Origin of the sequence: Citrobacter sp. BDA59-3 (assembly GCF_015167655.1) — a bacterium.
GTDB lineage: Bacteria > Pseudomonadota > Gammaproteobacteria > Enterobacterales > Enterobacteriaceae > Phytobacter > Phytobacter diazotrophicus.
The window spans coordinates 1,769,942-1,791,291 of the sequence record NZ_CP063427.1 but is presented as its reverse complement, the minus strand read 5'-3'; the positions used below and the strand labels follow the sequence as shown (position 1 = coordinate 1,791,291).

At 53.2% G+C, this 21,350-nt stretch carries 16 protein-coding genes; 2 read left to right on the top strand and 14 right to left on the bottom strand.

Annotated elements, in window-relative coordinates:
* Positions 1–148 precede the first annotated feature (148 nt).
* Positions 149–1,339: an amino acid aminotransferase gene (locus IP582_RS08310; protein ID WP_071194681.1), complete on the top strand. Its 1,191-nt coding sequence runs from the start codon at positions 149–151 to the stop codon at positions 1,337–1,339.
* A 46-nt stretch (positions 1,340–1,385) separates the two neighbouring features.
* Here the strand turns inward: IP582_RS08310 and IP582_RS08305 are convergent, their stop codons facing one another.
* The 7 genes from IP582_RS08305 to cmoM all read right to left on the bottom strand — a co-directional run bounded on the left by IP582_RS08305 (position 1,386) and on the right by cmoM (position 12,076).
* Complete coding sequence (locus tag IP582_RS08305; RefSeq protein ID WP_193795621.1) at positions 1,386–2,033, bottom strand: MBL fold metallo-hydrolase; 648 nt, start codon at positions 2,031–2,033, stop codon at positions 1,386–1,388.
* A 27-nt stretch (positions 2,034–2,060) separates the two neighbouring features.
* Positions 2,061–2,609 (bottom strand): YcbK family protein, encoded by a 549-nt coding sequence (locus tag IP582_RS08300; RefSeq protein WP_039078563.1) that lies wholly within the window; start codon positions 2,607–2,609, stop codon positions 2,061–2,063.
* Between the two features lie 186 nt (positions 2,610–2,795).
* Positions 2,796–4,655, bottom strand: a complete 1,860-nt coding sequence (gene ldtD / locus IP582_RS08295; RefSeq protein ID WP_193795620.1) for a L,D-transpeptidase — start codon at positions 4,653–4,655, stop codon at positions 2,796–2,798.
* 178 nt (positions 4,656–4,833) lie between these two features.
* Positions 4,834–9,282, bottom strand: coding sequence for a chromosome partition protein MukB (mukB, locus tag IP582_RS08290; RefSeq protein ID WP_193795619.1), 4,449 nt, complete (start codon positions 9,280–9,282; stop codon positions 4,834–4,836).
* On the bottom strand, positions 9,282–9,986 hold the full coding sequence (gene mukE, locus IP582_RS08285; RefSeq protein WP_039078560.1) for a chromosome partition protein MukE: 705 nt from the start codon (positions 9,984–9,986) through the stop codon (positions 9,282–9,284). Before mukE ends, mukB begins: the two co-directional genes overlap by 1 nt.
* Positions 9,967–11,289, bottom strand: coding sequence for a chromosome partition protein MukF (mukF, locus tag IP582_RS08280; RefSeq protein WP_039078559.1), 1,323 nt, complete (start codon positions 11,287–11,289; stop codon positions 9,967–9,969). The genes mukE and mukF overlap by 20 nt, the downstream gene beginning before the upstream one ends.
* On the bottom strand, positions 11,282–12,076 hold the full coding sequence (gene cmoM, locus IP582_RS08275) for a tRNA uridine 5-oxyacetic acid(34) methyltransferase CmoM (protein ID WP_193795618.1): 795 nt from the start codon (positions 12,074–12,076) through the stop codon (positions 11,282–11,284). The genes mukF and cmoM overlap by 8 nt, the downstream gene beginning before the upstream one ends.
* A gap of 117 nt (positions 12,077–12,193) precedes the next feature.
* Here cmoM and elyC point away from each other — a divergent pair, with 117 nt between their 5' ends.
* Positions 12,194–12,973, top strand: coding sequence for an envelope biogenesis factor ElyC (gene elyC, locus IP582_RS08270; RefSeq protein ID WP_108701729.1), 780 nt, complete (start codon positions 12,194–12,196; stop codon positions 12,971–12,973).
* Here elyC and IP582_RS08265 read toward each other — a convergent pair.
* The 7 genes from IP582_RS08265 to IP582_RS08235 form a co-directional block, all read right to left on the bottom strand.
* Complete coding sequence (locus tag IP582_RS08265) at positions 12,950–13,843, bottom strand: YcbJ family phosphotransferase (RefSeq protein WP_039078556.1); 894 nt, start codon at positions 13,841–13,843, stop codon at positions 12,950–12,952. The two genes, elyC and IP582_RS08265, sit on opposite strands and share 24 nt — an antisense overlap.
* A 139-nt stretch (positions 13,844–13,982) precedes the next feature.
* A complete protein-coding gene (gene kdsB / locus IP582_RS08260) occupies positions 13,983–14,729 on the bottom strand; it encodes a 3-deoxy-manno-octulosonate cytidylyltransferase (RefSeq protein WP_193795617.1) in 747 nt (248 codons plus the stop codon).
* Positions 14,726–14,908 (bottom strand): Trm112 family protein, encoded by a 183-nt coding sequence (locus tag IP582_RS08255; protein WP_039078554.1) that lies wholly within the window; start codon positions 14,906–14,908, stop codon positions 14,726–14,728. Before IP582_RS08255 ends, kdsB begins: the two co-directional genes overlap by 4 nt.
* Positions 14,909–14,962: 54 nt before the next feature.
* Positions 14,963–16,192, bottom strand: a complete 1,230-nt coding sequence (locus IP582_RS08250; RefSeq protein WP_193795616.1) for a winged helix-turn-helix domain-containing protein — start codon at positions 16,190–16,192, stop codon at positions 14,963–14,965.
* 42 nt (positions 16,193–16,234) lie between these two features.
* Positions 16,235–17,212 carry a tetraacyldisaccharide 4'-kinase gene (lpxK, locus tag IP582_RS08245; RefSeq protein ID WP_193795615.1) on the bottom strand — a complete coding sequence of 326 codons (978 nt, stop codon included), beginning with the start codon at positions 17,210–17,212 and terminating at the stop codon, positions 16,235–16,237.
* Entirely contained in the window at positions 17,209–18,957 is a 1,749-nt protein-coding gene (gene msbA / locus IP582_RS08240; RefSeq protein WP_193795614.1) for a lipid A ABC transporter ATP-binding protein/permease MsbA, read from the bottom strand. Before msbA ends, lpxK begins: the two co-directional genes overlap by 4 nt.
* 36 nt (positions 18,958–18,993) lie before the next feature.
* The gene (locus tag IP582_RS08235; RefSeq protein WP_193795613.1) at positions 18,994–21,258 is read right to left on the bottom strand and encodes a ComEC family protein; all 2,265 of its coding nucleotides are present in this window, start codon (positions 21,256–21,258) and stop codon (positions 18,994–18,996) included.
* Positions 21,259–21,350: the final 92 nt, after the last annotated feature.

Genomic DNA, 21,350 nt, shown 5'->3' with positions numbered 1-21,350 from the left:
CTTCGGCCCTGTTTTTTTATTGTCTCGCCGCCAAAAAGACTAACTTCTAAAAAGACGCACGCTTTTTATCGCAAACGGTTGGCAATTGTCACATCAACCGTTAACCTGATAGCGGATCTCCCTTCTGTCATCATAATGGAACCTCGTCATGTTTGAGAATATTACCGCTGCCCCTGCTGACCCTATTCTGGGTTTGGCCGATCTGTTTCGCGCCGATGAACGTCCTGGCAAAATCAACCTTGGTATTGGTGTCTATAAAGACGAAACCGGGAAAACGCCGGTACTGACCAGCGTTAAAAAAGCGGAGCAGTATCTGCTGGAAAACGAAAACACAAAAAATTACCTCGGCATCGACGGTATTCCTGAGTTTGGTCGTTGCACGCAGGAACTGCTATTCGGCAAAGGCAGCGCGATTATTAATGACAAACGTGCGCGCACCGCGCAGACCCCGGGCGGTACGGGTGGCCTGCGTGTTGCCGCTGATTTCCTGGCGAAAAACACCTCAGCAAAACGTATTTGGGTAAGTAATCCAAGCTGGCCGAACCATAAAGGCGTGTTTAACTCCGCCGGCCTTGAAGTGTGTGATTACGCCTATTATGACGCGCAAAACCACGCGCTGGATTTCGACGGCATGGTTGCAAGTCTCGAAGCCGCGCAAGCGGGTGATATCGTACTGTTCCACGGTTGCTGTCATAACCCAACCGGTATCGATCCGACGCTTGAGCAGTGGGAGACACTGGCCAAATTGTCCATTGAAAAAGGCTGGCTGCCGCTGTTCGATTTTGCCTATCAGGGTTTCGCCCGCGGTCTGGAAGAAGACGCAGAAGGTCTGCGCGCCTTTGCCGCGCTGCATAAAGAATTGATCATCGCCAGCTCCTTCTCGAAAAACTTCGGTCTGTACAATGAACGTGTCGGTGCCTGTACGCTGGTGGCCGCGGACCAGGAGACAGCAGACCGTGCATTCAGCCAGATGAAGTCAACCATCCGCGCTAACTACTCTAACCCGCCGGCTCATGGTGCCTCCGTTGTGGCAACGATCCTGAGCAACGATGCGCTGCGTGCCATCTGGGAACAAGAATTGACAGACATGCGCCAGCGCATTCAGCGTATGCGTCTGCTGTTTGTAAATACCCTGCAGGAAAAAGGGGCGGATCGCGATTTCAGCTTTATCACCCGTCAGAACGGCATGTTCTCTTTTAGCGGTCTGACCAAAGAGCAGGTGCTCCGCCTGCGTGAAGAGTTCGCTATCTACGCGGTTGCATCAGGACGTATTAACGTTGCGGGCATGACACCGGATAACATGTCGCCGCTGTGTGAAGCTATCGTCGCGGTGTTATAAACGACAATAGATAATAAAAAAGGTCGCGAATGCGACCTTTTTTGTTTTACCAGACCGGCAGCTCATCCTGCAGGAAAGGGTTATGTAGCCACTCGTTGCCAAGCGTGGACATCGGGCCGTGACCAGGAATAAAGGTCACATCATCCCCCAGAGGCAACAGTTTGGTTTTGATAGCATCAATCAACTGCCCATGATTCCCTTTCGGGAAATCACTGCGCCCTACGCCGCCTTTAAAGATAACGTCGCCGGACACCAACAGCCGGGATTGCGCATCAAAGAAAACCACGTGTCCTGGCGTATGCCCAGGGCAATGCAAAACATCCAGTCTCACATTGCCTACGCTCACCGTGTCGCCTTCGTTTAACCAACGATCCGGCGTCAGCGGCTGGCAGTCATCCAGACCAAACATGCGACTTTGGGCAGGTAGCCCTTGCAGCCAGAACTCATCTTCTTTTTCCGGACCAATCACTGGCACGCCATAGTGCTGCGCCAGCTCGGCAGCCGCACCAACATGATCAAGATGACCATGGGTAAGCAGTATTTGCGTTAACGTCACGCCGGAGGCTGCAACTTCCTGTTTGATGCGTTCAGCATCGCCACCGGGATCCACTATTGCTGCCAGCCGGGTTTGCTCACACCAGACTAACGAGCAGTTCTGGGAGAAGGCGGTAACCGGAATAATACGATAGTTCATACTGCTCCTGTCTCTTTTAACTGAGTTTTACCAGTGCCGTAGCGGCCCGGTATCAATATGCACAAAGTTGCTGCTGGGGTAATATCCTACACCACCTGCACGCATAGATAACGCAGCTTTGCGAATATTGCTCAGAGAAATCCCTTCGATATGGAAATCCATCGCCTGTCCTTTGGTGTGGTAGCTTTTTTTGGCAACACCAGAACTGTGGGCGCGGAGTTCGTTATTCGTGTCGACAGAACGGTATCCCGAGACCAATTGCACCGGTTTGCTTGTTCCTAACAAACCTTGCAGGCGATAAAGTTGATCAAACAGTCGTGGATCGATGGTTTTAATTTTATTCGCGCGATAATCACGGAAAAAATGGTTGAGTTTTGCTAATTCATCCTGAATATAGCCCCGGCCATCGAAAAACTGCGCTTTAATTGTTTCTCCAGTATGGAGATTATTCAGCGTTAAAATACGCGGACGTGGGGTGGAAAGGGTTGCAAATGCTTGTTGAGGTAAGATGGCTGCACCAAGGGCAATACCACCTAACGCCAACAATTTGCGGCGATTAGCGTCAAATTTGTCCATGATAATCAGGTCTGCAAGATAACAAAGTGATCGTAATTTATGCACTTTTATTGCGCACGAAAGGCACCTTACCGGGCAAAAACGTCTGCGTCAAGGTAGCCAAACCCCAGCAAAGACGGGCCTTACAGCAGATCCGGCCCGTTTTCGCTAATTATTACGACAATGTTATTTCCCGAACTGCTTCATTTACCTGATTAATTGTTCGGCTTTCGCCAGGATTTGTGCGCCAGATCGCGCCGTCAGATCATAATTGTAAATATCTGTACGATATTGGGTACGACCATCTTCGCCAACAAATGCGGTCAAATAATAAAGATTCACCGGTATATTTTGACGGATATTAACGTAACGGGTATCTCCTTGTTTTAATGCATCGGAAATCCGCGTGTCGTTCCATCCCGCATCCTGTAATAGCATATTTGCAAGCTCAGAGGCTTTATTCACCCTCACACAGCCTGAGCTCAACGCTCGCGCATCTTTCTGGAAAAGATTATGGTTGGGTGTGTCATGAAGATAGATAGCGTCAGAACTCGGCATATTGAACTTATAGCGGCCGAGCGAGTTTTGCGCGCCCGGCGCCTGCTGGAAGCGGAAAGGCAGATTAGATGGCGTGATGGTTGCCCAATCCACCATCGTCGGGTCAATAGCCTCTTTACTGTTCCAGCCACGCAGCACAGTATAACCATGCCGTTCCAGATAGCCCGGGTCATTCCATACTTTCGGTAGAATATCTTTGCGTGCCAGCGTCGGTGGAACGTTCCACGGCGGGTTAACCACCACGTTATTCAGCGCACTGCTCATCATTGGCGTTTTGCGATCCGGCCGCCCGACAATCACGCGGGAGGCCAGCACCTGGTTGCCGTTCAGATAATAGACCAGCGAATATTCCGGGATGTTAACCATAATCCCCGTGGAGAGTTTACCCGGCAGCAAACGCAGACGCTGAATATTCAGCGCCAGAACCCCGGCGCGCTGAGCTGGGGTTACATTCAACCAGTCGCGGGTCGACTGCCCTATCACGCCGTCGGCATGTAGCCCCTGAGCGGCCTGGAAGCGTTTGACTGCGGCAACTAACTGACGGTCATAGTCGCTGCTGAGCGTACCTGCCGGTTTCGCTTTTTTGCTCAACTGCGCCTTTGTTGTTCCCGCCGTATCAACCGAGATGGCAGACGGACTGACGACGCTGCTCGTTGCATCATCGCCAGGCAGCGCGATTTTTGGTGCATCATCCATCATGCCACTACGTTGCAGGATCTCACGCAGCGCGGGTACATCCCTGCTCTTCTGTCCGGGACGCAGTGAAACGGTACTGGTCAACTGCGGCCAGGGTGAATTGTCTGCCACCAGCGTCAGTAAAGACTGATGCATCGCAGCATACTGCGGATGATGAGGTGCAAGGGTTTCGATAAATTGCGGCAGGTTGCCTTTATCCAACGCTAATTGCCATTGATTGATTACCGACAGCGGCGGTGTTTCCAGCGTGTACGGTTTACTGCTGTAGAGCCAGCGGTTGCCTTTCACCGGAATGCCGGCGACGAAATGCAGATACCCCATCATGGCGTCCGATAACACCAAATCCCGCGCCATTCCTGAGATATTCGGATCGGTCAACAGCCCAACCCAGGTCGTGAATTGCGGCTGGAAACCGGCAATCGCGACTTCGGCGAGTTGTTGCTGGAAAGCCTGAACGGCATCACGATTATCCCACATCGGCTTCATTTCACGCGCGGCATACAACGCGGAAAGCGAATCCATGTAAACCGGTGTCCAGTTAGCAGGCAAGAGTGCCTGCAATGCGCTACGCGCTTTAGCAGGCGCATCTGCTGCCGGATAAGGCTGAAAGCCTGCCATCATTGCCGTCGCAGGCGACTGTTCCAGCGGCTGCGATAATGCCGTGGGTTGATCGCCAAGCGTCGCGGAACTGTCAACCGGTACCACCTCAGGCTCATCGGCCAGGGCCTGAGCGCTAAACAGCGGAGCAAATGCGAATGCCAGACATAAACTCAATGTCGACATCCGACGACCATACGATTTCTTAAGCAACATCCCTTGCCCCCTGTTTCTTCATTACACTCACAATGCTCTTTCTATCAGTATATAAAGACAAAAAAGCATTTGCCTTACCAAATGTAAAGAAGTTTAAAGAAGAGCGCGTGGTCGGGTGCGGTGTTTCAGAAAAGAAAAAGGGCGGCATCTCTGCCACCCTCATTGTTTAAGCGAACCGTTAAGAAGCGTCTGCCGTACCAGGTAATGTCTCCGGTAGCTGAGCCGCGAAGCCGCGCAAACCCACAACGTGAACATGCTCGTGGTTCTGGAAGACTTTACGCACCAGTTTATAGGTGGTGCCTTTTTCTGGACTGATGTTCTCCGGAGCCGCAATAATCAATTGCATTTCAAGGCGTTCGCAGAGTTCGAACAAGGTTGCGATGGAGCGGGCATCCAGACGTGCGGCCTCGTCGAGGAACAACAAGCGGCATGGCGAAATATCTTTACCACGCAGGCGTCGCGCCTCGTCTTCCCAGCTCTGAACAACCATCACGAGGATAGACATCCCGGTACCGATGGCTTCACCAGTCGACAGGGCCCCGGATTCCGCACGCAGCCAGCCATCTGAACCACGGTTGACTTCCACTTCCATCTCAAGATAGTTGCGGTAATCAAGCAGCTCTTCGCCGATGGTTTGCGGCGTACGCTGACCAAGATCGATTTGCGGATTCAGGCGTTGATACAGTTTCGCCAGTGCTTCGGAGAAGGTCAGGCGGTTGCTGTTAAACAGGTCCTGATGCTGCTCATGCTGCTCGGAAAGCACCGTCAAAAGCATTGCATGACTCTCGCGGACGTTAACATTCAAACGGACGCTGTGTACCTGGCCGAAGGAGACGTTTTGCAGACCCTGGTTAAGTTGCCGGATACGGTTCTGCTCGCGCTGAATCGTTTTGCGAATGATATTCGCCACGCTACGAGAGCTGATCGCCAGTTTCTGCTCGCGGGAGGTTAGCTCTTCCGTCAGACGGCTGAGTTCAATCTCCATCTGTTCGATAGCTTCAACCGGATCGTCAGTACGAATAATATCCTGGCGGATACGCTCGCGCAGATGCTGGTAAACCGCGACAAAGAATTGAATCTTACGCTCCGGACGTTTCGGATCTTCCGACATACGCAGCACATCACGCAGATGTTCGTTGTCCGCCACGGCGAGGCGCAACGCACCTAACGCCTTATCCGACATTGAACGCAGTTCGTCACCAGAAAGGTAAGCCAGTTCACGACGATGCAAGCGACGTTCAACGCCGTTATCTTTCACCATTCGCATCACCGCACACCAGCCTGCTTTCGCCGTGACGACCTGTTCGCGCATCTCATGATAATCACGTTCAAGGCGACGCAACGCACGGGTCAGGTTATCCATTTCCGCTTCGCAGAAGGTCAGCGCTTTTTCCAGTTGATTACGGCGGGCACGGTTGCCGGACAACTGGGCATGCAACTCGTCGCGACGAATACGCGCGCGCTCCTCCGCGCCACTGTCGGCACGGACACCAATTTCCTGCAGCTCTTTTTGCAGATCGTTGAGCAGTTCTTTTTTGGTATCAAACGAGCTTTTCAGCGATGCCAACACCTGGTTGTACTGACTGAGCTGGGCCGCGTGGCTACGCAGCGCCTCACGCGTACGGCTACGTTCTCGTTCTGCCTGCTCGAGCCGCTGACGCAGCTTCTCGTTGAGATCGTTATTGCCACTGAGCATTTCCGCAGAATCGGAATAGCTAAAGTGCGCCCGGCGCTGTACAACTTCGATCAGCGCAAACGCCTGCTGGCGTGCTTCACGCTGCACTTGCTGGGAGTACGCATAATCTTCTTTCAGTTGTTCATACTGTTCCGGGTCATTTTGCAGCACAGAAACAACCGGCTCCAGTTTCGCCAGATGGTTGCCAAACTGTTGAATAAAACGCACGGCTTCCTGAGCTTCGTCCAGCCGTTCCTGAATTTCATCAACGCGATCGGCCAGGGTTTCATCTGCCAGCAAGCTCAGGCGTGGCAGCAGGCGGTTAAGCTGAGCAACCCCCTCTTTCGCCTGCTCGAACTGCATGCGGTTCTGCTGGTTGTCATTCTCATGATTACTCAGCGCGCGCTCCAGTTCACCACGGCGGCCACTGAGCGTACGAATTTCAGCTTCCGGGTCTGGATCAAACGCCACGGCAAGATGGCTACCGATAAAACGGCTGAAGGCCTGATGCAGGCGCTGCGTTTTCTGCACGTCGAAGGATAATGTGGCAAAACGCTCGGCAAGCTCTTCACGCTCGGCGTGGAGCCCTTCGATACGGCTTTCACGTGCGGCGCGACCAAACAGCGGCACCGACGGGAAACGGGAGTAGCGCCACTGACGATCGGCTATCTTAACCACCACCGCTTTTTCCAGCTCATCGACGCTGAACACACTGTCATCGAAAGATTGCGGATCCCCTTCAATCAAATAGAGGTCTTCCGGGCAATCCTCGAGCCCTTCAAGCTGTTCTGAAATGAGGGAGAGGTCCGGGACCACGATCGCGTGACGTGATGGGCCATACAACGCGGAAAAATAGGGCGCGTCGTCAAGGCTAACGTCATCGTAAATTTCAGAGAGCAGTACACCGCCAAAGCGTTCAGCCAGTGTGTTAAGACGCCCGTCTTCGGAGCCACCCGGCTGACTCAGACGTTCGATTTCTTCGTCTACCGCACGCTTGCGTGCCCCGACTTCATCGCGTTCAACGATAGCTTCGCGTTCACGCTCCAGCAATTGTTGCAGGTATTCCGTCACTTGCTGGCCGGATTCAAACTGCTCGCCGCTCTGCTCACACAACTGGGTCAGGCTGCTTTGCGCTGCCAGCCAAATCGGTGCGCGCTGGGTCAATATTTGGATGCGTGACTGTAGCTGTTCCAGCTCCTGGCGCAACGCCATACGCTGCTCACCGGCCATGGCCACATTCTCGGAAAGCGCGGCAATTTGCGCCTCCAGCTCATGATGCAGAGCCTCAAGCTCATCAGCGTCGTACTGTTTATTCTGCCGTTTGCAGAATTCCGCCAGCATGCGTTCAGCATCTTGTTGCTCACGCAGACGCTGTTCCAGTTCGTTCAGACGCGCACGCAACGATGGCGCCTGTTCAGCCAGATGGCGCTGGTTTACCCCTTCTCGTAAAAGGTCACGTGCGACATCCCAGGCTTCATCACGGGCCAGCGGACCATTGATAGCGACGACCAACTGGTAAGCTTGTTCAAACTGGCTGTGCGCGGTTTGCGCCACGCTCATACGTTGGTCAAGCGACAGGAGTTTCTCTGTAGCTTCCTGCTCTTTCGCCTGGAAAGTTTCCAGCCATTCGTCTGCCGTTTCTGCCGTCAGGTTCGGTAGCTGGCAAAGTTCTTTTGCACGCTGTAAGGCCTGTTGTGCCTGATTGTACTGAATCGCGCGGGTTTGCTGCACATCCAGAGCCTGTTGGTAGTCGGCAAGCTGGTTTTTCAGCTCATCCACTTCCAGTTCAGCGGCCTCGGCGCGCGCTTCGTTCTCTTCCTGCTGATCGGTGGCTTCGGCCACCACTTCATTTTGTTCTTCAAGGCGGATTTGCAGTTCGTCCAGATCCGACTCGTAGCGCTCAATTTTTTCCTGCTGGCGCAGCGCGGTCTGCACCAGGTTCAGGTGATCGCTGGCAGCCTGATAGTCAGCCTCAAGATCCCCTTCAGCCCCGGCGTGTTCTGCCAGTTCGCGCGCCATATCGACATGTTTGTATTGCTCAGCCGCCAGCTTTTGCCGTGAACTGAACAGATCGCGACGGAATGTCAGAGCCTGATCGAGGTGAATACGTCGTTCGTTGGCATGACGCATGTAATCCGCCGCCACATAGTTGGTCGCTTCACTGATCAAATGCTTGAACAGATCGCGATCCGACTGAGTAACGCGAATCGCTTCCAGCGTCATGCGGTTTTCGCGCAGTGCAGCTTCCATGTCCTGGAAGGCTTTACGTACACCGCTATTTTCCGGCAAGAGATAGTCGCGCAGAGAACGGGTGATCGCACTGGAGATACCACCATACAGCGATGCTTCGATCAGGCGATAGAATTTGCTGCGATCGGATGCTGAGCGCAAGCGACGTGCGACGATGCCCAAATCGAACATCAGAGAATGATAATCGGTGATGGAGTTGAACTGCTTAAACTGCACCCCTTCCATCGCATCCAGCTTTTCCTTCACTTCCTGCAACGGCAGCACACGCGCCTGACGCTCGTTAAGCGTTTCTGTCAGCAGTTGTGTCGGCTGAACCGCCGTTGGCAGCCCCTGAATAGCGAACGGTTTGATGTCGACTTTACGATCGCGACCGGCCACCTGTTGCAGGCGAACCCCCACCAGCACGCGCTGATGACGAGAGTTGATCACATCAAGAACGGAGTAGCAGACCCCGGCTTTCAGTTTACCGTGCAGGCCTTTGTCACGAGAGCCAGACGTCGCGCCTGCCTCGGTGGTGTTACGGAAGTGCAGCAGCGTTAAGTCCGGGATAAGCGCGGTGACGAACGCCGCCATGGTGGTGGATTTACCGGCACCGTTTCCCCCGGACAACGTGGTCACCAGTTCGTCCAGGTCAAACGTACGGGCAAAAAAACCGTTCCAGTTAATCAGCGTCAGTGAGCGAAATTTACCGCGATCAATCATTATTCTTCCTCTCCACTATCCGGCTGATTGTCTTCGTTCTCATCATTGAGCTGCAGGTGATTTTCTACAGGCATGGCTTCACCGTCACGGATCAAGCGCCGCTGAGCCTCGCGTGCATCGTCACCGGAGCGCACATCCGCGCCGAAGCGGAACACAGACTCGGTAATACGAAACTTGCTGCTGTCGTTACCCATAAACCAGATCATGCCAAGACGACGCAGGCGGTTCAGGGAGGAACGCACTTTTTCCTGTAATTTTTGGCGATCCAAATCAGAACCGGTTGAGCGGTTGTTCACCAGCTTCAACAGTTTGGCTTCGTCTGCCAGTGCCATCAGCTCGTCATACAGCTCCTGCTGAGTGAAGATGCCTTCATTGGCCAGACGTTCCGGGCTGAGATAGAGGTAACAAAGAATTTTACCGACCATCATGTCCAGTTCAGACAGCACCGAGCGTGGGATCAGCGTTGTCGAGCGCGGGCGCAGATAGAAAAAACCTTCTGGCGCACGGATCAACTCAACGTTGTAACGCCCATAAAACTCCTCCAGAAATTCCTGGAAATCCATTAAAAAGGCGTGATTATCCAGCTCATCAAGGCCGATATGGCGGCCTGAGCGCAGCGCACTGTCGAGCGCCGGAAAGAGTGGGTTTGCCAACGCCTGGGCCAATTTGATCGGCATCACTTGTTCAATATTTGTCAATGACATGCGCCTGTACCTTGGCTCCGTAATCATTAATCGGCTGCCATTTTGCTGGCAGGCCGGTGAAATCTGCTTGCGCTACGCCGAGGCGTACCGCCTGATCAATGACGATCCGCGCGATATCAAAATGCCGCGCGCGCGGGTACCGCGCCAGATATTCGCGTACAACCAGCCCAAGATCCAGTGGAGCTTGTCTGGTTTTATATATCGCCAGTTGTTCTTCGATCATCGCCGCAAGTTGTTCGCGGATTTCGTTGAACTCTTCATATTCCAGGTCAGGCGGAAGCTCACCTGTAACCTCGGCATCGCTCAACGCAATCTCTTCATCGCGCATATCCAGCAGCCTGTCGGCGTTCGCATAGGTCAATGCCCAGGGAGCATCGAAGTAACCCTGTACCGACTGGCGCAAACGCTGGGCAAATACGCGGTTTTTATCCATATCGATAGCGGTACGAATAAACTTGTGTACGTGGCGATCATAGCCAATCCACAAATCGATAGCCTGCTGTCCCCAACTGACGATGCGGTCCAGTTTGCTTTGTAAATCAAAAACCAGCCGGTCGACAAACTCCAGATCGTTATGCGCCAGCGTCGCGTCCTGGATACGTAATAAGTTCGCCTGCAGCTTATCCCCTGCCGCCTCCAGCGTATCCTGTAATTCACGCAGCGTACCGGAGGTTTCGGAGAGTAACAGCTCACAGCTTGAAATAGCCGCACGCCAGTCTTTATTCAATAACTGAGCGATATCATCTTTGACTAACTGCTGTTGCTCATCCATCACGCGCTGGGTGAGATCGATACTGTCGAAAATTTCTGCCACCGAGTATTTCAACGGCGCATAGACATTGCGATGCCAGTGGAATTCATCCCCACCCTCATCAGCGGCATCAGCAGCGCGTTTCAGCTCTCCCGCCACGATAGATAACTGCATGGACAGGCGCAGCGTAGAAAACTCGCGCTGGCGGATATAGTAATCGGTAATGCCAATGCCGAGCGGCGTCAGACGATAGATGGCATTACCGTCAGCCAGTTCGCTGGTAAAACGGTTTAACAGGCGCTGACGCACCATATCGTTTATGGCATTGTTCGCACGCTGAGCAATGGTTTCGCCGCTTTGTTCAAATGCTTCGCTGACGTGGCGAAACGCATCAACAAGCTCTCCCTCGCTCATTTCGCCATCCAGGCGTTCACCGTTCAGCGTGGCAACCGCCAGCAAAAACGACAGTCTGTCTACCGGAAGCGTGATAGAGAAATCGTTTTTCCTGGCCCAGGCAACCAGTTCGGGAACTGTCTGGGAAAATTCACTCATCGTTCATCCTTTCATCTCTCTGCGGCTTGAGCGCGGTCACATGGATATAACGCCCCAGGCTTATATACGGCTCCTGACGACAATATTGCGTTTCAAGTTCAAGCAAGGAGTCAAAACAGTCACGTTGTTGGTGTTTTTCGCGTAAGTAATCGTGAAACACCCGAACACCCGTTTTCCCCGTGATCTGCCAGCCAATCACATTCAGCCAGCTATAGACTTCATCCGGATGTCGCGGATAATCCGGGGATAATGTGCGCTTTTTCTTTTTAGGCATACCCGCCAGCACATAGTCGAAATTACCTGCCACCATGTTGTGCATCAACAGGCCATTAGCATTGTAAAACATCAACGACAATGTCCCTGCGGGCTTTAAAACCGACCACAGCGTTCGCAAAACGTCCACCGGTTCAGCGACCCATTCGAGCACAGCATGGAACAATATCAGATCGACGGACGATTCCAAATGTTGCGCAATATCCTGAACGGGGCATTGTACAAAATGCATGTTACCGCTCACACCTTTCTCTTCTGCGGCTGCGGTAGCACGCGCAATCATCTCCTGCGACACATCACACAGCGTCACATGATGACCCCGTTCTGCCAGACGAATCGCCGTCTGGCCTTCGCCGCCGCCCGCATCCAGTACACGAAGCGTGCGATCGCCCATTTCGGCGAGAACCCTATCCAAATCCTGCCAGAGGATCGCCTGACGCAGTTGGCCTTTGGTCGTGCCATAGATATTGCGGGAGAATTTTTCCGCGATGTCATCGAAATTACGATCCTGCATAGCCGCTCCGCGATCCTGACAAAACCGCTATTTTGTCACAGCCGTGCTCAGAATGAACCCATCCGGTGTAAGATCCACGCAAAACGCCTGCTGTATGGTTAAAAAGGAGACGGACGCGTGCTTTTTACGCTCAAGAAATACATTGGCGGCCTGATGCTGCCCCTGCCGGCATTGCTTATATTGATTGGTTTTGGGCTGTTGCTTGTCTGGTTCAGTCGCTGGCAAAAAACGGGCAAAGGCATCATTAGCGCAAGCTGGTTGATTCTTCTGCTACTGAGTCTGCAACCCGTTGCGGACAAAATGCTCAAACCCATCGAGGATAGCTATCCCACCTGGCGCGGCGCAGAGACGGTCAAATATATCGTGGTTCTGGGCGGCGGCTACACCTGGAATGACGCCTGGGCACCAAGCTCAAATCTCATTAATAACAGCCTGCCACGTTTGAATGAAGGCATTCGCCTGTTACATCAGAATCCTGGTGCGAAATTAATCTTTACCGGCGCGGCGGCAAAAACGAACCCGGTCAGCACAGCAGAAGCCGGAGCCAGAGTGGCGGAGAGCCTGGGCATACCGCGCAGCGATATCATCACCCTGGATTCACCGAAAGATACCGAAGAGGAAGCTGCCGCCGTCAAACAGGCTATTGGCGACGTACCTTTTTTACTGGTGACATCCGCATCGCATATGCCCAGAGCAATGGTTTTCTTCCGTAATGCGGGGCTCCATCCCCTGCCCGCTCCCGCGAATCAGATGGCTATCGTTTCCCCTCTAAATCCGTGGGAACGCGCCATCCCGTCCCCGGTCTGGCTTATGCACAGCGACCGGGTCGGGTATGAAACACTAGGGCGGATCTGGCAGTGGTTGAAAGGTGACTCAGGAAAGCCAGGGAAGGAGTGACTTAGACGCCAAATCAAAACTGGGGCGACTGAAGTGGCCGGTATTCACCAGTTTCGCCACTTCATCCCACAGCAAATAGAGCCAGCGCCGCCACATAAAGGATTCTGCGACCGGTGCGCGCTGGAGATAATGCCAGAACAGCCCTTCGGCCAGCGGGCCATCCGCCAGGCGGAACAACTCATATTCTCGCGGCGCCCAGAGCATAATACCCGGCCCGACCATCGCCAGAAGCTGGTCGCTCCGGGCATCTTTCAACATACTACGCAAATTGAAATTGCCATGCACCAGTACACAATTGTCGTTGAACCCTTCGAACAGCGACGGCAGGCACTCTCTGGTGCGGAAGAGGATACGTTTATCCTGCATCGTGAGCCCGGTATTGTGGTACTGATTCAGCGTGGTCCATAGTACTTCTACCCGCTGGCGATACCAGGAGGGCCAGATGTTCTCCTGAGTATTGTCCACCATTCCCACACAGCCGTGGCTGTCCTGTCTGTGCCAGGACAATAACCCTTCCACGATTTGATCTTTCAGATGTTCCCAGCGTTCGGGGGTACGTGCAGGCGCTTCAACCGGCACGCCGCGCAGGCGTTCCATAAGCAGGACATCTGGCCCTGGATGTTCTTCATGGGTCATTACGCCATACACGACAGGCATACGTACCGTGCCACTGCGTGCCAGCATTGAGATTTTCCATGCCAGTTGACGTGCAAGGCCAGGGGTGGAAAAACTCCTCGCCAGTAACGGCATCGGATTTCCCTGGCTGTCATACAAGGACCATAACGTCGTATCAGGTCTCTCGCTGACACATTCCATGCGGCTCAGCTTTTCACCCAGCAGGTGGCTTAATTCAGCGCGCAGTTGTTCCATATCAGATTGCCCTCATGAAGACTACTGCTTTTATAATGAGCGCCGGATGACGGGATGTCACCTGATGAGATCAAATCAATACGAGAATTTGCTGGAAAAAAGCAAATCCCCTCAGAGTGAGGGGATTGAGAAGGGAAAATTAACGCATTTCAGCGCGCACGCGCACCAGATCTTCCTGCGTATCAACGCCTGTACCCGGAACTTCCGTCGCAACAGCGACGTGAATTTTTTCGCCGTACCACAGTACGCGTAGCTGCTCCAGCATTTCGATATTTTCCAGCGGACTGGCTTCCCAGTTTACATAACGGCGGATAAAGCCGGCACGATAACCGTAAATACCGATATGACGCAGGAAGGTATCACCAATTGTCTCACGAGAAACAGCAAAACGGTCACGATCCCACGGAATGGTCGCCCGCGAGAAATAGAGCGCATAGCCTTGCGCGTCGATTACCACTTTCACCGCGTTCGGATTAAATGCTTCATCGGCATGATGAATCGGCACTGCCAGCGTAGCCATGCCAATGTCGCGAGCGGCCAGGTTTTCTGCCACCTGACGAATAATGGCCGGCGGGATCATCGGTTCGTCGCCTTGCACATTGACGATCACGGTGTCATCACTGAAACCACATTTTTCGACGACTTCGGCCAGACGCTCCGTTCCGGACTGATGATCGGCGCGGGTCATGCAAACCTCTCCACCCGCCGCTTCTACCGCACGCGCAACATCAGCATGGTCGGTCGCAACAATAACGCGCGCCGCCCCTGACTCTCGCGCACGTTCCAGCACATGCACCACCATGGGTTTCCCATTGATATCAACCAAAGGTTTCCCCGGTAAACGGGTGGACGCGTAACGCGCTGGAATAATGACAACGAAACTCATGGCCGACTCTCTTCTTCTGTTAATGAGCGCGCTTCGTTTTCCAGCAGCACTGGAATGCCCTCGCGCACGGGATAAGCGAGGCTATCCACTTTGCAAATCAGTTCTTGTTTATCCTGGCTGTAATAGAGTTTGCCGTTACAAACCGGACAGGCGATGATTTCCAGTAACCGATGATCCATATTTCCTCCTGGCGGACCTGACGCATGATCCGTAAATTTTACCATATTCATTGGTCAGGCTGCGTCGACTTCCAGCCCCTGACGATGCTCAATAAAAAGCCCTTCCGGCAATTTTCCAAAGGTAACACGCTGCGCGCCTTGCCAGCGGGCAAAATCACCGATAGCGGTTATAAGCCCATTTTCAAGCATGCGCCCCGGTTTTACCCCGTTTTCCAGGTAGAGCACAATGACCTCCAGCACCGCTTCTTTGCGATGCATTTTGGCATCCATTCGCCCGACCAGACGGCCACGATGCAATAGCGGCAGAACAAAATAACCGTACTGACGTTTTGGCGCAGGCGTATAGCACTCCAGCCGATAGCTAAAATCAAACAGTTGTTCCGCCCGTTTGCGATCCCACACAACCGGGTCGAAGGGTGAGAGCACAGCGCTATGGGTTGCCGTCAGTTTTCCGGCTGCCGCGAGTTCAAGCTGCGGCAATAAATCAGTATGCAGCCAGGCGGGTCCAAGCTTTTCGACATCCACCGGGACAATGTTTCCCTCTTCCTGGAGACGCTCAAGCAACAGAGGTAACGCAGGCTGGCGCAGACGGTAATAATCCGCGAGCCATTCAGCACGAAAGAGGCCCAGACTACGCGCACTCTTCGCAAGCATAAGGTGCTCGGCCTCAGCCTGCGTCAATAAGTCACGCTCGTCATTCCAGTGTGGCATCACTCTATGAGTAAGATCATAAACGCGCTGGAAATTGCGGCGTTCGATAACCATCACCTTCCCTGCGGTAAACAACCCTTCCAGATGGCGCTTATGTGGCTTCCATTCCCACCAGCCGCTGGCCCCTTTACGCGGATGTTCAAAATCAGCCGAACGAACGGGGCCGTTTTGCTGAATGTGTGCGATAAGCGCCTCAATTTCCTGCGCATGCTCTTGCATCCATGCCTCGCGATATTTCCAGCCCATCTTATCCGGGGCAAGCATACGATGGCGGAATAAGGCAAAATCGCTACGAGGTAAAAAGCAGGCTTCGTGCGCCCAGTACTCCATCAGTTCGCCATTTTTCAGCGCGTCATCGAGCCACTGGGCAGGGTATTTGCCAAGACGGCTGAAAAGTACCAGATAGGGGCTACGCGCCACAATATTGATGGTATCAATTTGTAGCAACGACATACGTTGAATCGTCGTCAGGATGTCGCCAGGGGTGGCGCGACGGGATGGTTTTCTCAGTAAGCCCTGAGCGGCAAGATGAAGATGACGGGCCGTTTGCAGCGTGATTTGTGGCACAGACATAGGCTTCCCGGTTGTAGAACACGGCGCGCCCCGACAAGAGCGTCAGCGCACCAGATTTATGAGTTCCTGCAACAACTTCTCTGCTTGCTTATTCTCAAGATGCGCATCCACGGGCAGATACCACCAGTTATTTTCCGCAAAGGCGCGACACTTGACGGCGTCTTTTTCCGTCATGATAAGCGTCTGCTCTGGTTCAAGCAGTGCCGCAACATCCTGCCGGGAAAGTGCCTGATGATCGGCCAGCGCAACGGTTTTCACCGGACGCGCACCGCTTTCATGCAGCGTAGCAAAAAAACGCGGAGGATGACCAATTCCGGCCATTGCAACCAGATTTTGCAACGCATTGACATTACGGCGCTCCCCGGTAAGTAAATTCACGGCCAACCCAGGCTGCAATCGCATGGCTATTTCGCCAGGCTGAGCAATGCCACCATTGGTGATCACTGCGTCAACGGTTTTAAGACGCGATGCCCGCTCACGCATCGGCCCTGCGGGAAGCCACCAGCCGTTACCAAAACGTCGCACGCCATCAATAACGACAATTTCTTTATCACGGTGCAGACGATAGTGCTGCAAGCCGTCGTCGGTGACGATCAGTTGCACAGGTGAGTCCGCCAGAAGTGCTTTAACGGCATCGACTCTGGCGGGAGACACAGCGACAGGCGCGCCCGTACGCTGAAAAATAAGCACTGGCTCATCACCCGCCTCGGTGGTCGTAGTTTCAGGAGTAAGCAACAGCGGGTAGTGCGCGGCTTTACCGCCATACCCTCTGGAAACCACCCCTACCCGGATACCGCGCTGCTGTAACTGTTCAACCAGCCAGACAACTACGGGCGTTTTACCGTTGCCGCCCGCAGTCAGATTACCGACCACGACAACGGGAACAGGTGCCTGCCAGGCTTTTTTCAACCCCAGCCGCCAGCACAAACGAATAATGCCGCTGACCAGGCCATAGAGCCAGGACAGCGGTAATAACAATAGCCACAGCGGTGATTCACCGGACCAGATGCGCGCAATCATTCGCCAAACTGCATTTTATGCAACTGCGCATAGACACCACGTTGCGCCAGAAGCTCGCTATGGCTTCCACGCTCAACGATGCGCCCATCTTCTACCACCACGATTTCATCTGCCTGCTCTATCGTAGAAAGGCGGTGTGCAATCACCAGTGAGGTACGGTTTTTCTGCAATTCATTTAGCGCCGCCTGAATCGCACGCTCGGATTCCGTATCCAGTGCCGATGTTGCCTCATCCAGGATAAGGATGGGGCTGTCACGCAACAGCGCACGAGCAATCGCAATACGCTGACGTTGGCCGCCGGAAAGCAGTACACCGTTTTCACCGATAATGGTGTCCAGACCATTGTCCATCTTATTGATGAAATCCATGGCATAGGCCATTTTCGCCGCCTGTTCGATCTGCTCACGGCTGTACTCTTCCGTACGGGCATAGGCAATGTTATTTGCCACGGTATCGTTGAAGAGGTGCACATTTTGCGAGACCAGTGCGACCTGGTTACGCAATGACGTCAGCTTATATTCACGCAGATCATGACCATCCATCAGGATCTGGCCTTTATCAATGTCATAGAAGCGCGTGATAAGACTCGCCATGGTCGATTTACCCGAACCAGAGCGGCCAACCAGCGCCACCGTTTTTCCTGCAGGAATACTCAGGTTGATATTACGCAGTGCAGGCGTCTCGCGCCCCGGATAAGTAAAGGTCACATCACGGAACTCAACGTCGCCTTTTGCACGTTCAATAACCAGCGTACCTTCGTCTTTTTCCTGCTCGCTATCCAGAATCGCGAATAGCGTCTGGCAGGCAGCCATCCCGCGCTGAAACTGCGCGTTGACGTTAGTTAGCGATTTAAGCGGGCGCATCAGAGCAATCATTGACGAGAACACCACGGTAATGGTCCCTGCCGTCAGGGTATCCATCACGCTTGGGAAACTTGCGGCATAAAGCACAAATGCCAGCGCCAGTGAGGCAATAAGCTGAATGATCGGGTCGGAAATGGATGATGCGGAGACCATTTTCATGCCCTGCAGACGCATCTTGTTACTGACTTTCTCAAAGCGGCTGGTCTCTACTTCCTGACCGCCAAACATCAGCACTTCTTTATGCCCTTTCAGCATCTGCTCGGCGCTGGTGGTCACCTGCCCCATCGTGTTTTGCATATTTTTGCTGATATTGCGAAAGCGCTTTGACACAACGCGAATAGCAAAAGAGACGATCGGCGCAAGTACTATGAGGATTGCCGACAGTTGCCAACTGTAATAGAACATCATCACAAACAGACCGATGATAGATGCCCCTTCACGAACCACAGTAATCAGCGCACTGGAAGAGGAAGAAGCGACCTGTTCAGAGTCATAGGTAATGCGGGACAGGAGCGTCCCGGTAGATTGTTTGTCGAAGAAGGATACGGGCATCCCCATCATATGACCAAACAGGCGGCGGCGCATGGTCATCACCACCTTGCCAGAAACCCATGAAATACAGTAGCTGGATATATAGCTGGTGACGCCGCGTAAAATCATCAGCCCGATAACCACCAGTGGCATCCACAGCAACACTGAGCGGTCCGTTTTACCAAAACCATCATCCAGTAATGGTTTGAGGAGCGATAACATGAATGTATCGCTGGCTGCGTTGAGGATTAACGCTACTCCCGACACGATCAAACCCGCTTTAAACGGCGCAATGATGGGCCAAAGTCGGCGGAATGTCTGCCATGTAGAGAGATCTTTGTCGTTATGCATTCAAAAAACCAGCACTTGTTGAAATAGCCGCATATTCTACCCGTTATCTCCAGGTACGCCAAACCACTGATGATACCAACGTGGGAAAATTTGCTCGCGTAAGCTTAAGATTTTCCAACCTTGCCGCGAGAATAGGACTGTTATTTGTCCATGATGCGGCGTATCAAACCACTGGTAAGCCTGTTGCCGATAGCGCTTTTGCACTTTTGCCGACGGCAAACGCCAGTTGTTGTAACGCGATGCCGATGCCAGTGCCACCTTTCCATTCACTCTCTGAATAAAAGGGAGCGTGGAAGAGGTGTTGCTGCCATGATGAGGCACCTGGATAAGTGTAGCCTGGAGATGCTGCCAGTAATGGCTCATCATCGCCATTTCCCCTGCGCTTTCAATATCTCCCGTAAGCAGTATGCTTTGTTGCCCGTCATCGACTTTGACCACGCACGAGCGATTGTTTCCCTTCATTTGCACGCCGTTGAGTGGCCAGTGCGCCGTGAAAGTAAGCCCCTGCCATTGCCAGCGTTCACCGCGAAAACAGGGCTGATGGCCGGCCCAGCCCAACGGGCTTTTAACCCACAGTGATGGCCAGTCGGCGAGAAGAGTATTAAGCCCTCCCCGATGATCGAGATGCTCATGGCTGAGAATAATGCCTTCCGGTTGCAGATGATGCCAACGCAACCACGGGGTAATCAGTTGCTGCGCGCTATCCCCACCCGGCCAGGCAAGCCCGGTATCGTACAAAATTGCTTTACCGTTGCGTTCAATAACCATCGCCAGCCCCTGGCCTACATCAAGCATATGTACCGCCCAGTCACCGTCGCGATGGGTCTGCCAAAATGGGAACAGCAGGAGAAGAATTGCCGTACAACTGGCAGCAGGAAAGGTGCGCCAGCAGCGTAATTTTCCCATGATAAGAAAAAACCAGGGAAGCCAGGCCAGCCCAAGCCAGCGTGCATTGACATCAATCCAGCCGAGCGGCAAGCTCTGCAGAAACCAGAATAAAATCGCAAGAGAACCATCAACCAGAAACCAGACACCTGATTCAATACTTTGCGGGCCGATAAGATGCAGCAGCATACCGAAGAGGACAAGTGGGACCGTGACAAAGGTAACCAGCGGTACTGCGATTAAATTTGCCGCCATTGAACTCAGGCTAAGGCCGTGAAAAGACAAAACCTGCAGCGGCATCAGTAATAATGTCATTCCCGCCTGGATATACAGCAGATCGATGAGGATCCGGCGCCACCAGCACAGGTTATGAATCCGTAACGGGAGCCACTGATACCAAAAAATCAGTGCCGCGACGGCGAAAGCAGACAGCCATAAACTTTGCGACAACACAGCAATAGGGTCGATAAACAGTATACCGGCAATACAGCACACCCAGACCTGCCATGGTGTCCACAAGCGTCCAGAGAGACGTAATGCAGCCCATATGCCAATAGAGAGACTGGTTCGAAAGGCGGGTGGCTGCATCCCCGTTAAACCGGCATAGCAGATAGCACAGACCACACCTATCAGTAGCGGTAAATGCCAGTTGATTCGTCTTGCGGGGAAAAAGCGCTGCACGCCTCTGGTCAGTAGCACACCCATCATCGCTGTCAGTGCGATATGCAGCCCCGATATGGCCATCAGATGGGCAGTGCCCGTCTGACGCATGATATCTTTTACGTCACTATCCAGCGCCGCACGTTCACCAAGCCCCAGCGCCATGATGACCTGCCGCCAGGGGTACGCTTCCAGATGCGTACTCAGCGAATCCAGATATCGACCACGCCAGCTACACTGGGCATTCACAATATTTGCCTTCACAAAGCGACCGGTCAGCGGTAAATGCGACGACAACGCATGGCGCTGAGTATCGAATCCCCCATCATTGAGTTGCCCATGTACAGGCCGTGCTCTTATGGTCATATCCCACTGCTGACCAACGCACACCGGTTGCGGCAAATATTCGCCGTAGAACGTAATGCCTGCCGCGGGAATGACGCGCTTACCATCCAGGTGGGTGATGTCAGCATAGTGCGTTGTTGCATGATCGGTGCCGGTAATCACTACCCTCACCTGCCGATTCGCACCCGGCAAATGTTGTGTAGGCCAGAGAACCTGCAATGCCGCCAGTAATCCCCAGGCGAAAAACAGAACCGTAAAACCTGCATAGCGAATGTAGCGCTGATGCCTGCTGGCGAGCAGTAATCCTGTCACAGCTATCATCCAGACATGTTCAATTTCAGGCAGTGTCGGGAGAAATAATAGTGGCAATATGCCTAAGTTCACACAAAGTGCTAATACAGGTAATGGCATGCCAACCTCCTTGTTACGGGAAGTGTGACCAGCGTTACGTATGCCGTCTGGCATGATTTTCTTGTTTTGCGGCGAGGGTGGGCAGATTTAAA

Coding starts and splice junctions, on each gene's coding strand:
- IP582_RS08235 (WP_193795613.1), bottom strand. CDS start 21,258: ATGCCATTACCTGTATTAGCACTTTGTGTGAACTTAGGCATATTGCCA.
- kdsB (WP_193795617.1), bottom strand. CDS start 14,729: ATGAGTTTCGTTGTCATTATTCCAGCGCGTTACGCGTCCACCCGTTTA.
- ldtD (WP_193795620.1), bottom strand. CDS start 4,655: ATGTTGCTTAAGAAATCGTATGGTCGTCGGATGTCGACATTGAGTTTA.
- IP582_RS08305 (WP_193795621.1), bottom strand. CDS start 2,033: ATGAACTATCGTATTATTCCGGTTACCGCCTTCTCCCAGAACTGCTCG.
- cmoM (WP_193795618.1), bottom strand. CDS start 12,076: ATGCAGGATCGTAATTTCGATGACATCGCGGAAAAATTCTCCCGCAAT.
- mukF (WP_039078559.1), bottom strand. CDS start 11,289: ATGAGTGAATTTTCCCAGACAGTTCCCGAACTGGTTGCCTGGGCCAGG.
- lpxK (WP_193795615.1), bottom strand. CDS start 17,212: ATGATTGCGCGCATCTGGTCCGGTGAATCACCGCTGTGGCTATTGTTA.
- IP582_RS08265 (WP_039078556.1), bottom strand. CDS start 13,843: ATGGAACAACTGCGCGCTGAATTAAGCCACCTGCTGGGTGAAAAGCTG.
- IP582_RS08255 (WP_039078554.1), bottom strand. CDS start 14,908: ATGGATCATCGGTTACTGGAAATCATCGCCTGTCCGGTTTGTAACGGC.
- mukB (WP_193795619.1), bottom strand. CDS start 9,282: ATGATTGATCGCGGTAAATTTCGCTCACTGACGCTGATTAACTGGAAC.
- mukE (WP_039078560.1), bottom strand. CDS start 9,986: ATGTCATTGACAAATATTGAACAAGTGATGCCGATCAAATTGGCCCAG.
- msbA (WP_193795614.1), bottom strand. CDS start 18,957: ATGCATAACGACAAAGATCTCTCTACATGGCAGACATTCCGCCGACTT.
- IP582_RS08310 (WP_071194681.1), top strand. CDS start 149: ATGTTTGAGAATATTACCGCTGCCCCTGCTGACCCTATTCTGGGTTTG.
- IP582_RS08250 (WP_193795616.1), bottom strand. CDS start 16,192: ATGTCTGTGCCACAAATCACGCTGCAAACGGCCCGTCATCTTCATCTT.
- IP582_RS08300 (WP_039078563.1), bottom strand. CDS start 2,609: ATGGACAAATTTGACGCTAATCGCCGCAAATTGTTGGCGTTAGGTGGT.